The 14,805-nt window shown below is 73.3% G+C and carries 12 protein-coding genes; 5 read left to right on the top strand and 7 right to left on the bottom strand.

Annotated elements, in window-relative coordinates; translation table 11 throughout:
* Positions 1 to 8 precede the first annotated feature (8 nt).
* Entirely contained in the window at positions 9 to 824 is an 816-nt protein-coding gene (locus tag POF43_RS07730; RefSeq protein WP_271325545.1) for a PIG-L deacetylase family protein, read from the top strand.
* Between the two features lie 201 nt (positions 825 to 1,025).
* On the opposite strand, the gene POF43_RS07725 is transcribed toward POF43_RS07730, so the two are convergent.
* Entirely contained in the window at positions 1,026 to 3,095 is a 2,070-nt protein-coding gene (locus POF43_RS07725; RefSeq protein WP_271324577.1) for a phosphocholine-specific phospholipase C, read from the bottom strand.
* A 268-nt stretch (positions 3,096 to 3,363) separates the two neighbouring features.
* Entirely contained in the window at positions 3,364 to 4,725 is a 1,362-nt protein-coding gene (locus tag POF43_RS07720) for a protein kinase domain-containing protein (protein WP_271324576.1), read from the bottom strand.
* Between the two features lie 272 nt (positions 4,726 to 4,997).
* On the opposite strand from POF43_RS07720, the gene POF43_RS07715 reads away from it, so the two are divergent.
* On the top strand, positions 4,998 to 5,813 hold the full coding sequence (locus tag POF43_RS07715; protein ID WP_271316541.1) for a YhjD/YihY/BrkB family envelope integrity protein: 816 nt from the start codon (positions 4,998 to 5,000) through the stop codon (positions 5,811 to 5,813).
* A gap of 182 nt (positions 5,814 to 5,995) precedes the next feature.
* Entirely contained in the window at positions 5,996 to 7,807 is a 1,812-nt protein-coding gene (locus POF43_RS07710; RefSeq protein WP_372515897.1) for an MFS transporter, read from the top strand.
* A 477-nt stretch (positions 7,808 to 8,284) separates the two neighbouring features.
* Here POF43_RS07710 and POF43_RS07705 read toward each other — a convergent pair whose 3' ends face one another.
* The 5 genes from POF43_RS07705 to POF43_RS07685 form a co-directional block, all read right to left on the bottom strand.
* Positions 8,285 to 8,713: a GNAT family N-acetyltransferase gene (locus POF43_RS07705; RefSeq protein WP_271317638.1), complete on the bottom strand. Its 429-nt coding sequence runs from the start codon at positions 8,711 to 8,713 to the stop codon at positions 8,285 to 8,287.
* A 235-nt stretch (positions 8,714 to 8,948) separates the two neighbouring features.
* A complete protein-coding gene (locus POF43_RS07700; RefSeq protein ID WP_271317639.1) occupies positions 8,949 to 9,713 on the bottom strand; it encodes an SDR family NAD(P)-dependent oxidoreductase in 765 nt (254 codons plus the stop codon).
* Positions 9,714 to 9,793: 80 nt separating this feature from the next.
* Positions 9,794 to 11,125 (bottom strand): MFS transporter, encoded by a 1,332-nt coding sequence (locus POF43_RS07695; protein ID WP_271325262.1) that lies wholly within the window; start codon positions 11,123 to 11,125, stop codon positions 9,794 to 9,796.
* 3 nt (positions 11,126 to 11,128) lie between these two features.
* Positions 11,129 to 11,773 (bottom strand): helix-turn-helix domain-containing protein, encoded by a 645-nt coding sequence (locus POF43_RS07690; protein ID WP_271325263.1) that lies wholly within the window; start codon positions 11,771 to 11,773, stop codon positions 11,129 to 11,131.
* A gap of 110 nt (positions 11,774 to 11,883) precedes the next feature.
* Positions 11,884 to 12,309 (bottom strand): YchJ family protein, encoded by a 426-nt coding sequence (locus tag POF43_RS07685; protein ID WP_271325264.1) that lies wholly within the window; start codon positions 12,307 to 12,309, stop codon positions 11,884 to 11,886.
* Between the two features lie 427 nt (positions 12,310 to 12,736).
* On the opposite strand from POF43_RS07685, the gene POF43_RS07680 reads away from it, so the two are divergent.
* A complete protein-coding gene (locus POF43_RS07680; protein WP_271314908.1) occupies positions 12,737 to 13,129 on the top strand; it encodes a GNAT family N-acetyltransferase in 393 nt (130 codons plus the stop codon).
* A gap of 281 nt (positions 13,130 to 13,410) precedes the next feature.
* The gene (locus POF43_RS07675; RefSeq protein ID WP_271324091.1) at positions 13,411 to 14,733 is read left to right on the top strand and encodes a geranylgeranyl reductase family protein; all 1,323 of its coding nucleotides are present in this window, start codon (positions 13,411 to 13,413) and stop codon (positions 14,731 to 14,733) included.
* The last annotated feature ends 72 nt before the right edge of the window (positions 14,734 to 14,805 follow it).

Here is a 14,805-nt window from a genome sequence, read left to right as displayed (position 1 = left end):
AGCGCCCGATGCCCGAGGACCGCAAGCTCGACCCGATGCCCGACGACTGGCAGCGCGCGCTGGCGATCGTCGCCCACCCGGACGACCTCGAATACGGCGCGTCCGCCGCCGTCGCCCAGTGGACGGCGGCCGGCAAGGACGTGCGATACGTGCTGGTCACCCGGGGCGAGGCGGGCATCGACGGTCTGGAGCCGCACGAGTGCGCCCGGATCCGTGAGGCGGAGCAGCGGGCGAGCGCGGCGGCGGTCGGGGTCACCGCAGTCGAGTTCCTCGACCACCACGACGGCGTCGTGCAGGCCGGTACCGCGCTGCGCCGCGACCTGGCCGCCGCCGTCCGCCGGCACCGCCCGGAGCTGCTGATCACCCTCAACCACCACGACACCTGGGGCGGCACGTGGTGGAACACCCCCGACCACCGCGTCGTCGGCCGGGCCGTGCTGGACGCCGCCGGGGACGCCGGAAACCGGTGGATCTTCCAGGACCTGGGGACCGGACAGGACACGCGGGCCGGGCAGGAAACGGAGACCGGGCAGGAACCGGAGACCGGACGGGAAACGGCCCCCGGGCGGAGCCTGGGGGCGTGGAACGGGGTGCGCTGGACCGCGGTGGCCGGCTCGCCGCACCCGACGCACGCGGTGGCGGTCACCGACGGTTTCGAACCCGCCGTCGCCTCGCTCGCCGAGCACCACGCCTACATCACCGGGCTCGGTGTCCGGGAGACCCCGGCCGAGTACGCCCGCGCCTTCCTCACCGACACCCTCACCGCCGCCGGCCAGGCCTTCGGCAGCCGCCTCGCCGTCGCCTTCCAGGTCTACCCCCGCTGACCCCGGCCCCGCCGCGCGGACCACCCCGCCACCGCCACGGCCCCGGCGGCGGTGCCCCCTCGCACGCCGCCGATCGCCGCACCGGCCCCCGGAAGGCCCCCGCACCGCTCCGGCGCACCGCTCCGACCGGCGCACCGCTCCGGCGCACCGCTCCGGCCCACCGCTCCGGGCCGGCGGCCCACCCTCCGCCGGCCCCGGAAGTCAGTGGCCGCCGATCGCCGGGTCGCTGATCGACGGTGCGCCGGTGTCCACGTGGCCGGCCAGCCGGCGCAGGAACGTGCCGTCCTGGTCGCTGGTGACCGACAGGTCGTACCAGCCGCCGGAGCGCGCCGGGTCGGCGGTGCGGGTCAGCCAGGCTCCCGGGCGCAGCGTGACCACTGCGGGCGCCTCGTGGCCGTAGCCGTCCCGCACGGTCAGCCGGACGGTGCGCGGGCCGGTGTTGGCGAGCGTCAGCCGGACCTTCCCGGTGCGGGCGTCGTGCCGGGCGGTGACCTCGGGGCCGGCGTCCGCCAGCGTGCCGTTCAGCTCCTGGAAGAAGCCGTTCGGGCCGTGCACGGTGAAGCCGTACGCGCCGGTCGCACCGGACGCCAGGCTCCACGAACCGGTCAGTTCCTGGCCGGCGCCGACGGTGTACGTCCACGGGCCGTCGGTGTGTGTGGCGGAGCGGACGTGGAAGTTGGCGCCGAGCGGGCCGTGCGCGGCGAACTCCAGCGACAGCGTGCCGTGCTGGGCGCCGACGCTGGCGTCCGCCGACAGGTCGTAGGCCAGCGGCCGGGCCGGGCGGGTGCCGGGCTCCTGGACCGGCAGCCGCGGGTCGGCCGGCGGGACGGGCACGTAGTCGGGGTGGCGGTCGTGGTCCAGCGGCTGGTAGTCGCCGGTGCCGGGCAGCCCGGGAACCTTCACGTCGGTGCGCCCGAAGTCGAACGCGGCCGTCAGGTCACCGCAGACCGCCCGCCGCCACGGGGTGATGTTCGGCTCCCGCACGCCGAAGCGCTGCTCGATGAACCGGATGATCGAGGTGTGGTCGAAGACCTCGGAGCAGACCCAGCCGCCCTTGCTCCATGGCGAGACCACCAGCATCGGCACCCGGTTGCCCAGGCCGTACGGGCCGGTGACCTCGGGGTCGGCGGTGGTGGCGTGCCAGATCTCGTTCGAGATGTCGGCGGTCGAGGCCCCCTGGGCGGCACTCGTCGGCGCGGTCGGCGGCACCATGTGGTCGAAGAACCCGTCGTTCTCGTCGTAGGTGATGAACAGCGCCGTCCTGCTCCACACCTCCGGGTCGGCGGTGAGCGCGTCCAGCACCTGCGAGATGTACCAGGCGCCGTAGTTCGCCGGCCAGTTGGGGTGTTCGCAGAACGCCTCGGGCGCCACGACGTAGGACACGGACGGCAGCTTCCCGCCCAGCACGTCGGCCTTCAGCACGTCGAAGAAGCCGTCGCCGGCCGCCGCGTCGGTGCCGGTACGGGCCTTGTCGTACAGCGGGTCGCCGGGCTGGGCGTTGCGGTAACTGTTGAAGTACAGCAGCGAGTTGTCGCCGTAGTTGCCCCGGTAGGCGTCCTGGATCCAGCCCCAGCCGCCGGCCGCGTCCAGCCCGTCGCCGACGTCCTGGTAGACCTTCCACGACACCCCGGCCGCCTCCAGGCGTTCGGGGTACGTCGTCCAGTCGTAGCCGAGTTCGGCGTTGTTGATGACCGGGCCGCCGCCCTTGCCGTTGTTGCCCACCCAACCGGTCCACTGATAGTACCGGTTGGGGTCGGTCGGGCCGAGCAGCGAGCAGTGGTAGGAGTCGCAGATGGTGAAGGCGTCGGCCAGCGCGTAGTGGTACGGGATGTCCGCGCGTTCCAGGTGCGCCATCGTGGTCGGCGTCTTGGCCGGAACCCAGCTGTCGTAGGCGCCGTTGTTGAACGCCTGGTGGCCGGTGTCCCATCCGTGGTCGAGGTCCTGGAGGAACTGAAGGCCCAGGTTCTGCGCGTCCGGGTGGAACGGCAGCACGTCGCGGGTGCCGTCGGACTGGTACCACACCGGCTTGCCGTTGGGCAGTGTCACCGGCCGCGGGTCGCCGAAGCCGCGCACCCCGCGCAACGTGCCGAAGTAGTGGTCGAAGGCGCGGTTCTCCTGCATCAGGACGACGATGTGCTCGACGTCCTTGATCGAGCCGGTGCGCCGGTTGGCCGGAATCGACGCCGCGCGGGCGATGCCGGCCGACATCATGGAGGCGGCGGCGGTGCCACCGGCCAGTTGCATGAAGCGGCGGCGATTGACGGTCGTCATGAAGTGCCTGTCTCCCAGCTGTCCGACAACGGTTCGTCCGGAACGTCTGCGGGGAGTGTCGCCCGTCGGCCGCCAACTCCCCGAACCGCGTGGGTGAACAGCGCGAGAACCTTCCGTTGACCTCGTGCGTCGCCGGTCCGTCCCCGGCCCGCGCCCGGCGGCCGACTCCCGTACGGAGGCTGAGTCTTGACCGTCGGCGCGGTGTTGCGAAGCGCGACTTCCGGACAGATTCGGCCCGGCCGGACTCCTGCTTCGCCGGGCCGGCCGGTCAGTGGCGCTTGGCGGAGATCTGGACGCTGATGCCGGTGCCGGCCGTGACCCGGCTGCCGGGGGCGGGCTGCTGGGAGCACACCTGCCGGCCGCCGGGCAGCGCCGGGCAGTCACCGAGCCGCACACCGGCCAGCCGCAGGTGGCGGGCGAGGACCTGGCGGCGGGCCTGCGTCATGGTCTGCCCGCGCAGGTCGGGCGCCTGCTCCATTTGCTTGCCGGTGGCCGTGGTCCCGGTACCGGTCCCCGTGCCGGCACCGGCGCCGGCGGCCGTGCCGCCCGTGCCGCCGGCGCTCAGCGCGTGCACGCCCAGCGCGGCGGCGGCCACCAGGACGATCGCGGAGGCCGCCAGGGCGGTCCGCCGGCCGCGGCGGGGCGGCCGGCGCCCGGCCGCCCGGCCGCCGGCCGCGCGCGGTGCGGGCGCGGTCGCGGTGGGGGAGTGGGCGACGCCGGCCGACCGGCCGGCGACCGGGGCTGCGGCGGTCGCGGCGGCCGGGAACCGGGCGGTGCCGGCCGGCACCTCGTGCGGGGCGCGCAGCGCCGCCTGGACGGCCGCGCGCATCGCGGCGGCGTCCGGGTAGCGGTCCTCGCGGTCCTTGGCCAGCGCCCGCAGCACCACCGCGTCGCAGGCCGCCGGGATGCCGGGCACATGGGTGGACGGTGCGAGCGGCTCCTCCTCGACGTGCTTCCACGCCACCGCCAGCGGTGACTCGGCGACGAACGGCGGCCGGCCGGTCAGCAGCTCGTACAGCAGGCAGCCGGCGGAGTACAGGTCGCAGCGCGCGTCCACCGCGAGCCCGCGGGCCTGCTCGGGCGACAGGTACTCGGCGGTGCCCACCACCATGGCGGTCCCGGTCACCGTCATCCCGCTCACCCCGACCGGCCGGGCGATGCCGAAGTCCATCACCTTCACACCGTCGCGTTCCGACAGCATCACGTTGGCGGGCTTGATGTCGCGGTGCACGATGCCGTGCTCGTGGGCGTGCTCCAGCGCGTCCAGCACGCCGGTGGTCAGCCGCAGCGCCTGCTCCACGTCCAGCCCGGAGCTGTCGCGTACCAGGTCGGACAGGGTGTGGCCCTCGACGTACTCCATGACGATGAACGGCGGCTCGGTGCCGCCCGCCTCGTCGCCGGCGTCGAAGACCGCGACGATGCGCGGGTGGTTCAGCGACGCGGCGGCCAGCGCCTCGCGGCGGAACCGGATGCGGAACGCGGCGTCGCCCGCCTGGGCCGCCCGCAGCACCTTGACCGCGACGTCCCGGTCCAGCCGCAGGTCGTGCGCCCGGTACACCTCGGCCATGCCGCCGGCCCCCAGGAGCCCGGCCACCGCGTACCGTCCGGCAAGAACTGCCCCCTGGTCCATCGCAAGTCCCTCGCTCGGTGTCACCGGCCATCGCCCACGTGACCACCATCCGTGATGATCATCGGACCGCATGATCGCGCACGCGGCACGGTAGCCGCCAATCATGTGGAAATCCTGTGGCCCGAAACCGCTGGTGGGGGGATGCGTCCGGGCCGCGCCGTGCGTTGGTCCGCCCGCTCGGCGGCCGGTGCGGCATGCTGAAGCCGTTCCCCGCGGCGCCGCCTATCGCGCGGCTGCCGCGCCGCCCGTCCCACCGCCGGGGAGGAAGGCCGATGAGTTCCGTGCCGGAAAGCGCGCGGCGGCACGAATCGTGGCCGGTACGGGTGGTGCTGCGGCTGTGGGACACCGGCCGGGAGATGGAGCTGATGCACCGCGCGCTGGGCTTCTCCGCGCTCGGCCTGGTCACGCTGGTGCCGCTGCTCATCGTCATCGCGGCGGCCTCCGGCGGCGCCGGCGGCTTCGTCAGCTGGATGCGGGCCGGCCTCGGCGTCGCGGGCCGGTCCGCCGACGCGGTCGACGTGCTGTTCAGCCCGCCGGCCCGGGTGCTGTCGACCACCACCGCCATCAGTGTGGTGGCCGCCTCGGTCTTCGGGGTCACCTTCGTCGCCTCTGTCCAGGTCGGCTACGAACGCGTCTGGGGCCTGGTCGCCGCGCCCTGGCACGCCACCTGGCGCCGGGCGATCGCGCTGTCGGTGCTGGTTGGCTACCTGCTGGCCGCCGCCAACAGCGGCGCGCTGATGTCCGGCACCCCGGTGGAGCCGGCCTTCCGGCTGACGGTCACCGTGCTGGGCGGCCTGCTGTTCTTCTGGTGGCTCCAGTACTTCCTGCTGTGCGGCCGGGTCCGGCCCGCCGCGCTGTTCCCCGGCGCGCTGGCCACCGTCGCCGGCCTGGCGGGCCTGCGGTTCTTCTCCCACTTCGTCTTCTCGCCGTGGATCGCCTCCAGCGCCGTCTCCTACGGGCCGATCGGCACCGTGCTGGTGGTGCAGTCCTGGCTCATCGGCATCGGGTTCGTCATCTACGCCGGACCACTGCTGGGCTGGGCGCTGACCGAGCGCCGCATCGACCGGCGGCCGACCGGCCGGCCGTGACTCGTGTCACTTTTGGCTCGCTATGACCCCTACTGGTACTGATTTGCGGACGTTACGGTAACGCGAACTTCTTGGAGGTGGCACGTATCTCGCTCAGGAGCGCGATAAAGTTAGCTGCGTCAACCAACGAACTCCCCCGAGGGCGACCCGCGGGGAAGGGATGAGGAATCGCAGAAGTGGCTATATCCGACACCGCTTCGGGCGGGACGCCGGAAGCGGCGACCGGACCCGGGGGCGCGTACAAGTGGATCGCCCTGTCGAACACCACCCTCGGTGTCCTGATGGTGATGATCAACCAGTCGATCGTGCTCATCGCCCTGCCGGACATCTTCCGGGGCATCCACCTCAACCCGCTCGACCCGGCCAACACCAGCTATCTGCTGTGGATGCTGATGGGCTTCATGGTGGTCACCGCGGTGCTGGTGGTCACCTTCGGGCGGCTGGGTGACATGTTCGGCCGTGTCCGCATGTACAACATGGGGTTCGCGGTCTTCACCCTGTGCTCCATCGCGTTGTCACTCACCTGGCTGCACGGCAGCGCGGGTGCGTTGTGGCTGATCGGCTGGCGTGTCGTGCAGGGCATCGGCGGCGCGCTGCTGTTCGCCAACTCCACGGCGATCCTCACCGACGCCTTCCCCGCCAAGCAGCGCGGCACCGCGCTGGGCATCAACTCCATCGCCGCCATCGCCGGCTCCTTCATCGGCCTGATCCTCGGCGGCGTGCTCGCGCCGGTGAACTGGAAGATGATCTTCCTGGTGTCGGTGCCGTTCGGCATCTTCGGCACCATCTGGGCCTACCTCAAGCTCCGCGACACCGGTGTGCGCCGCAAGGCCCGGATGGACTGGTGGGGCAACATCACCTTCGCCGTCGGCCTGATCTCGGTGCTCGTCGGCATCACGTACGGCATCCAGCCCTACGGCTCCAGCACGATGGGCTGGAGCAACCCGAAGGTCCTGGCGGAGCTGATCGGCGGCGTCGTCGTCCTGATCGCGTTCGTCATCATCGAGATGCGCGTCAAGGAACCGCTCTTCCGGCTCACCCTCTTCCGGGTACGCGCCTTCACCGCCGGCAACATCGCCAGCCTGCTGACCGCGCTCGGCCGCGGTGGCCTGCAGTTCATGCTGATCATCTGGCTCCAGGGCATCTGGCTGCCGCTGCACGGCTACAGCTTCGAGAAGACGCCGCTGTGGGCGGGCATCTACATGATCCCGCTGACCATCGGCTTCCTGCTGTCGGCGCCGCTGTCCGGCTGGCTGTCCGACCGGTTCGGCGCCCGCGCCTTCACCGTGGGCGGCGCGCTGCTCACCGCGGCCAGCTTCCTGGCCCTGATGACGCTGCCGACCAACTTCTCCTACTGGGCGTTCGCCCTGCTGATCCTGGTCAACGGTCTCGGCTCCGGCCTGTTCGCCTCGCCGAACCGCGCCGAGATCATGAACGCGGTCCCGGCCGAGTCGCGCGGCGTCGGCGCCGGCATGACGGCGACCTTCCAGAACTCCTCGATGGTGCTGTCCATCGGCATCTTCTTCAGCCTGATGGTCACCGGCCTCTCGCACACCCTGCCGCACACCATGCAGACCGGCCTGGTCCAGCACGGCGTGCCGGTCGCCGAGGCCCACCAGATCGCCCAACTGCCGCCGATCGCGGTGCTGTTCGCCGCGTTCCTCGGCTACAACCCGTTCCAGCAACTGCTGGCCGGCCACCTGTCCAGCCTGCCGGACAAGGGCGCCTCGATCACCGGGAAGAGCTTCTTCCCCCACCTGATCTCCGGCCCCTTCCACCAGGGCCTGGTCATCGCCTTCTGGTTCGCGGTCGCCGCCTGCGTGGTCGCCGCGGTGGCCTCCATGCTCACCGGCCGCAGCAAGCCCGCCGCGGCGGTGGAGTCGCTGGGCTCCGAACTCGCGGCGGTCTCCGGTGAGGCGGGTGTGGCGCTCAGCGAGCTGGTGATCCCCGACACGACGGACGCGGCAACCCCGGCCAAGGACCCGATGGGCTGACCGCCCGCTGCGAAGGGAACGGCCGCCCCAAGGGGCGGCCGTTCCGCTGTCCGAAGCGTGCAGCGACGCAACGGGAGCAGCGAGGGAGGCCCTCCCCTTGCTGTCCGGCCCCGCTGAGCCCGATGGCCCAGGTTTTCCTTTCCCTCCCCACCCCAACGTTGCTGCGCGTCGCGAGAAAACGGGAGCGGGCCGGGTGGGGTGGGTCCAGAGGTGGGCGCTGTCGCATATTTGTGGCCCCCGTGTGCGCCGTCGAGTCTGCGAACGGCGGAGGCGGGGGCCGTAAATATGTCGGCCCACCGGGACCCGCCCCGCCCGGCCCCGACCCACGAACAACCCAGGCGCAGGACAACGACCCCCACCACCCCCCCGACAGAAGCCCAGCGCACCGGAGGGTGAGAGCGCACCGAAGGATGCAAGCTCAGCCGCCGAAGAAACCGAGCGCACCGGTGCGAGGGGGATGCGGCGAACCGCCGGAGGTCACCGGTGGCGGTAGACCGTCGTCTCGCGGGCGACGAACCCCACGCGCTGGTAGAGCCGGTTCGCGGCGACGCGGGACGGCCGGGAGGTGAGGTCGACGGAGACCGCGCCGGCCTCGTGGGCCAGGTCGATGGCCGCTTCGGTGAGAGCGGCGCCGACCCCGTGGCCACGGGCGGCGTCGTCGACGACGACGTCCTCGATCCAGGCGCGGATACCGGTCGGCAGGGGAAAGACGACGAGGGTGAGCGTGCCGACGACGCGGCCGTCGACCCGGGCGACCAGCACGGTGTTCGCGTCGTGCCGCATGACGCGGGACAGGGCGGCCGCGTCCAGCGGTTTCGCGGAGCGGGACAGCTGCGGGAGCAGTCGTGCGAAGTCCTCGGCCAACTCGTCGTCGGCGGTGGAAGCGATGGTGATCTCAGCACTCATGATCGCGCACCATAACCGAAAGCCCGGCGCAGCCGAAGGTGCGCCGCAGGCGAGCCGCGACGCGAGCAAGCGGACCGTAGGACCGAAGCCCACCGCAGGTGACGCGGTTGGCTCACGCCGAAACGGGTCCACGCCGAAACGTGCCGACACCGACCGACGCCGAAACCGGCTCACGCCGTTCGCATCCGCATCCGCATCCGCATCCGTGCCGGCCCGCGGTTCGCGGAGTGCCGTCCTACAGCGACCGCAGCATCCCGCCGTCGACCGGGATGATCGAGCCGGTGACGTAGGAGGCGACGGGGGAGAGCATGACGGCGGCGATCCGCCCGTACTCCTCCGGGCGGCCGAGCCGGCGCAGCGGAATGGTGGCCTCGCTGCGCTCCCGGGCCCGGGGGTCGCCGCCTTCGAGTTCCACGGTGCGGGCGGTCAGGATGCGGCCGGGCACCACGGTGAGCACCCGGGTGCCCTGGGGGCCGAGTTCGTCGGCGAGGTCCTTCGTCATCATCGCCAGGCCCGCGCGCAGCCCGTTGGAGACCGACAGGCCGGGGATCGGCGTCTTGACCGAACTGGAGAGCACCAGCGCGATCGCCCCGCCGTCCTCCCGGCCGGTGGCGACGTCCAGCAGCGGTGCCAGGTGCCGGACGATCCGCAGCGCGCCGAGGAAGATCGCGTCGAACTGCTGCCGCCACACCTCGTCGGCGATGGTGGTCGCCGTTCCGGCGGGCGGGCCGCCGACGCTGATGAGTGCGCCGTCGATCCGGCCGAACGCGGTCAGGGCCGCGTCGGTGAGGCGGGCCGCGGCGTCGGGGTCGGCGTTGTCGACCGGCACACCGATCGCGTTCTCCCCGAGTTCGGCCGCGGTGTTCGCGACCTTCTGCGGATCGCGCGAGGAGACGACCACCCGCGCCCCCTCCGCCACCAGCGCCTCGGCGGTCGCCCGGCCCAGCCCGGAAGTACCGCCGGTCACCAGGTAGACGCGCCCAGCCAGTCCGAGATCCATCTGTTGTGCCTCCTGCGGAAGGGGATGGGGAAACACGGTATCCGCTGGACGGAATCAGCCGCGAAGTCGCGTCACGCCCCTCACAGGATGCCGCCGCCCGGCCCAACGGCACCGGCCACCACGCCGTCCGCCCCGGCACCGTCAGCCACTCCTCCGCCAACCACCGCACCGCCAACCCCGGCGCCCTCAGCAACCGCACCGCCAACCCCGGCACCGTCCACCACCTCACCGTCCACCACCTCATCCCGCGCCCCCACACGCACGTACACCGCGGCCGCCAGCAAGGTCACCGTCATCGCGGCGAGCAGGGCGCGGAAGCCGACGACCGACAGCAGGGCGGCGCCGACCCCGATGGCGGCGGTCTGCGGGGCGGAGATCATCACGCCGACCGCGGTGTCGACCCGGCCCATCAGCCGGGCGGGCGTGCGGCGTTGCATGACGGTCAGCAGGGCGACGACGATCAGCGGGGTGCCGGCGCCGACCAGCGCCACGCCGAGCAGCACCACCGCCGTCAACGGGACGGCGTTCAGGGCGAACCCGGCACCGCACACGACCAGGCCGAGCGTCACCATGGCCGCCTCGCCGAGCCGCCGCATCAGCCGGGCGGCCAGCACTCCGGCGACGATCGCGCCCACGCCCTGCGCGCTGTCCAGCACGCCGACGAACGACGGCGCCCGGTGCAGCCCCTGGCCGGCCACCGCGAAGACCACCGTCTCGGAGAAGCCGAACCCCACGATCGCCAGCGCGGTGGCCGCCACCAGCCGCCGCAGCACCGGAACGCCCGCGATGTGCCGTACGCCGCCGGTCAGTTGGGACCACATCCGTTCCGTGGTCCGTTCCGGCCGGTCCTCGCGCACCGCCAGCAGGCACATCAGGCCCGCGCACAGTACGAAGGTGGCCGCGTCCCCGAGCACCAGCGGCCGGGCGCCGACCGCGGTCAGCAGGCCGGCGCCGATCAGCGGGCTCACCAGCCGAAGGCCCTGGAGCAGCGTCTGCGACAGCGCGTTGACCTCGCCGAGCAGCTCCCGCGGCACGATGGCCTGGGTCAGCGCGGTCTGCGCCCCGCCGATGACGCCGGCCATCACCCCGTAGCCGAACATGACCGCGTAGATCAGCCAGATGTCGCCGCGGCCGCGCACCAGCAGCAGCGGGGTCAGCAGCACCGCGGCCAGCAGGTTGAGCGCCACCAGTGCCGGACGGCGGCGGCAGCGGTCGACGACCAGGCCGCCGGCCGGGGAGACCAGCGAGCCGGCGGTGAACATGAAGAAGCTCAGACCCGCGGCCGGGGAACTGCCGGTGAGCATCTTGATCCAGATGCCCAGCGCGATCCACAGGGCGTTGTCGCCGAGCGTGGACAGTACCTGGCCGGCGAGCGATATCCGCACGTCGCGGTGGGCGAGCAGCGCGCGCACCGGTCAGCCCTCCGGACGGGTGACGGCGTCGAACGGGAAGCTGAACTGGATGACCTCCACCGGTACCGAACCGGCGGGGCGCAGCGCGGCGTTGTCGGAGCGCTCCTGGAAGCGGCGCAGCAGTTCGTGCGCGTCGCGGGTGAACTCCTCCGCCTCCTCGGGCGTCATGAACAGCACCGTCTCCGACATGCCGGTCAACCGCCGCCACCGCTCGGGGAATCCCGGACGCCGGGCGAAGACGCGGCGGATGCGCTCCAGCCAGGTCTCCAGCACGACGCCGGTCAGCGCGTCGGCGGCCAGTCGGCTCTCGGAGTCCTGTGGCGCGCTGCCGTCGGCCTCCAGGCTGAAGCCGGCCTGCGCGCGCCGCCAGGGCCGCCGCCGCCCGGTGCCGCCCTCGGCCTCCTCGACGAACCCGTACTTGGCCAGCGTGCGCAGGTGGAAGGCGCAGTTGGTCGGCGACTCACCGACGAGGTCGGCCGCCTCGGTCGCGGTCAGCGGCTCGCGCAGCATCAGCGCCTCCAGCAGCGCGAGCCGGGTGGGGTGGGCGACCGCGCGCATCGCCCTGGGGTCGGTCAGACGCAGATGCGGACGGCCGGTACCTGCATCGGTACCGGTGTCGGCACCGGCTCCGGGCTCTTCGGAAGACATGTTTCGAAACAGTACGCTCGAAAGAACTCTTTCGACAACCGGCGGGCCAACCGATGGGGGCTCGGACCCCGGGACGACGGCCGCGCTGGGGGCACGCCGGCCCCGGCCGTTCAGTCGGTGACGGTCACGTCCCCGTCGACGTAGACCCACGCGCCGTCCAGGTGGCTGAACCGGCTGCGTTCGCACATGGCGCCGTTGCGGCCCGCCTGCCGGTAGTGCGCCCGGAACTCCACGACACCCTCGCTGTGGAACGGGCCGCCGCCCTCCGTGGCCACGATCTCCAGCCGCTGCCAGCGCAGGCCGGTGTCCAGCTCCAGCGCGGGCGGCCGGGTCGAGGGGTGCCAGGTGCGCAGCAGGTACGCGGTGTCGCCGACGACGAAGGCGCTGTAGCGCGACCGCATCAGCTCCTGCGGTGAGGTCGCGTGGGCGCTGCCGCGGTGCAGCCGCCCGCAGCAGTCGGCGTACCCGGCGGGCAGCCCGCACGGGCAGGCGACCGGAGCGGAGGCGGTGGGGCGGCGGGATGAGCGGTGAGCCATGGACACCAGTGTGCCCGCCACGCGCCACCCCGGTGGACGCCCCCGCCCCACGGGCCCCGCGGCGCCGAGTCCGCAACGCGCCCCCGCGAGCCCCCGCCGACCCGCCACCACGCCGTATGCGCCACCACGCCGTACGTGCACCACCCCGCCGGTACGTACGCGACCACGCCGGTACGTACGCGACCACGCCGGTACGCACGCCATTCCGCCGTACGTGCGCCACCCCGCACGCCGTCGCACCACCCCGCCGGTACGTACGCGACCCCGCCGGTACGCACGCCGCCCCGCCGTACGTGCGCCACCCCGCGCTCCACCCCGCCACCCCGCACGCCGTCGCACCCCCCGCACGCCGGTGCGCCCCCCACCGGCCGGTCGGCGGCGGAGAAAACCGGGTGCCCCCCGGCCGGGCGCCCCCTACCCTGCGCCCATGCATCTCACCTACGCCTGGCGCGGCGGCGTCGACAACGACGCGGTCAACGTCCTGCACGCCGAGGGCTTCGGCCACCGCGTGCTCGACGTCGACTGGGACGGCCAGTTGCGCCGGCACAGTCTCGGCTGGGTCACCGCGTACGACGGCGCCCGGCTGGCCGGGTTCGTCAACGTGGCCTGGGACGGCGGCGTGCACGCGTTCGTGCTCGACACCCTCGTCGCCGGCGACCTGCGGCACCGGGGGATCGGGGCCGCGCTCGTGGCGGTCGCCGTCCGCGAGGCCCGCGCCGCCGGCTGCGAGTGGCTGCACGTCGACTTCGAGGAGCTCGACGCCTTCTACTTCGGCGCCTGCGGTTTCCGCCCGACGACCGCCGGCCTCATCGCCCTGTAAACGTAAGGGAGTTGGGGCCCGACACGTGCTGAACGCGGTGGGTTGCGCACGTACCGCGCGGTGAGCGCCGCCGAATCCCGTAGCGCGCGGCAGACGTTGCGGCGGACGTGCAGTTCGCTGACGAGATCCGGCGGGGCCCCGACCTGCCGCGAGCCCGGCCGCCGCCGTTCAACGGCCGTACCGGTGGCGGCCGGTGAGGGGTGGGGTCGAGCGCGGCCCCCTTGACCTGGCATGCTGCCCTCACCGCATCGGTGGACCGCCGCGAAAGGGCATCAATCGACATGACGACCCCCGACACCTCCCGACCGGACGACGCTCGCGCGGCCGCCGACGGCCCGGAGGAGGCCGACGTCATCGTGGTCGGCGCCGGCCCGGCCGGGTCCTCCGCCGCCTACCACCTGGCCCGGGCCGGGGTGGACGTCCTGCTGCTGGAGAAGGCCGAGTTCCCGCGCGAGAAGGTCTGCGGCGACGGCCTGACGCCGCGCGCCGTCCACCAGCTGATCCGGATGGGCGTCGACATCCAGGCGCCGGGCTGGACCCGTTCGCGCGGCATGCGCTGGATCGCCGGCCGGCGGCAGGCCGTCATCGACTGGCCGAGCCTGGGGCGTTACCCCGACTTCGGGCTGTCCCGCAGCCGCCACGACTTCGACGACATCCTCGCCCGGCACGCGGAGCGGGCCGGCGCCCGGCTGCGTACCGGGGTCAAGGTCACCTCGCCGGTCACCTCGCCGGCCGGCCGCATCACCGGTGTCGAGGCGCAGGCCGGGCCGGAGCGCCGCCCGGTCGCCTACCGTTCCCGGGTGGTCATCGCCGCCGACGGCGCCTCCGCCCGGCTGGCCCTCGCCATGGGCCGCGACCGCGACCCGCACCGCCAGGTTGCCACCGCCGCCCGCCGGTACTACCGCAGCCCGGAACGCTCCCAGGAGGAGTACCTGGAGCTGTGGGCCGACCTGCGCGTCCCCGGCAGCGACCGCTACCTGCCCGGGTACGGCTGGATCTTCCCGATGGGCGACGGGCGGGTCAACGTCGGCCTCGGCGCGCTGCCGCACCGCAGCCAGGGCGGCGCCGACCTGCGTGCCACCCTCGACAAGTGGCTGGCGCGGGTCCCGGAGCACTGGGGCCTGACGGAGGAGAACGCCGAGGGCAAGGTGCTCAGCGCCGCCCTGCCGCTCGGCTTCAACCGGCACCCGCAGTACGGCCGCGGCATGCTGCTGGTCGGCGACAGCGGCGGCATGGTCAGCCCCTGGAACGGCGAGGGCATCGCCCAGGCGCTGGAGGCCGGCGAGGTGGCCGCCGAGACCGTCGCCCTGGCGCTGACCCGCCCGGCCGGCCCCGGCCACGAACGCGCCCTGCACCACTACCCGGTGGAGATGAACCACCGCTGGGGCCGGCACTACCGCCTCGGCAACGCCCTCGCCAAGCACGTCTTCAGCAGGGCCGGGTTCCAGCCGCTGCTCAACCGCTACGTCATGGGCTCCCCGGCCGTCCTGAGCGCGCTGGCCCGGCTGCTGGTCGACCTGACCGACAACCCCTCGCGCGACGCGATCGACCACATCCTCAACACCGTCGTGCGTCTGGTGCCCGCGCCGGCCACCCGGCGCTGACCGGCCGCCACGACGGCCCGGCCGGCGTCACCGGGACCGGACGGGCGGCCGGGCCCGCCACCCGTGCGGCGG

The organism is Streptantibioticus silvisoli (assembly GCF_027947535.2).
Classification (GTDB): domain Bacteria; phylum Actinomycetota; class Actinomycetes; order Streptomycetales; family Streptomycetaceae; genus Streptantibioticus_C; species Streptantibioticus_C silvisoli.
The sequence above is the reverse complement of the archived record's forward strand: the minus strand, read 5'-3'. Positions and strand labels throughout refer to the sequence as shown.

Coding starts and splice junctions, on each gene's coding strand:
- POF43_RS07730 (WP_271325545.1), top strand. CDS start 9: ATGCCCGAGGACCGCAAGCTCGACCCGATGCCCGACGACTGGCAGCGC.
- POF43_RS07725 (WP_271324577.1), bottom strand. CDS start 3,095: ATGACGACCGTCAATCGCCGCCGCTTCATGCAACTGGCCGGTGGCACC.
- POF43_RS07720 (WP_271324576.1), bottom strand. CDS start 4,725: ATGGACCAGGGGGCAGTTCTTGCCGGACGGTACGCGGTGGCCGGGCTC.
- POF43_RS07715 (WP_271316541.1), top strand. CDS start 4,998: ATGAGTTCCGTGCCGGAAAGCGCGCGGCGGCACGAATCGTGGCCGGTA.
- POF43_RS07705 (WP_271317638.1), bottom strand. CDS start 8,713: ATGAGTGCTGAGATCACCATCGCTTCCACCGCCGACGACGAGTTGGCC.
- POF43_RS07700 (WP_271317639.1), bottom strand. CDS start 9,713: ATGGATCTCGGACTGGCTGGGCGCGTCTACCTGGTGACCGGCGGTACT.
- POF43_RS07690 (WP_271325263.1), bottom strand. CDS start 11,773: ATGTCTTCCGAAGAGCCCGGAGCCGGTGCCGACACCGGTACCGATGCA.
- POF43_RS07685 (WP_271325264.1), bottom strand. CDS start 12,309: ATGGCTCACCGCTCATCCCGCCGCCCCACCGCCTCCGCTCCGGTCGCC.
- POF43_RS07680 (WP_271314908.1), top strand. CDS start 12,737: ATGCATCTCACCTACGCCTGGCGCGGCGGCGTCGACAACGACGCGGTC.
- POF43_RS07675 (WP_271324091.1), top strand. CDS start 13,411: ATGACGACCCCCGACACCTCCCGACCGGACGACGCTCGCGCGGCCGCC.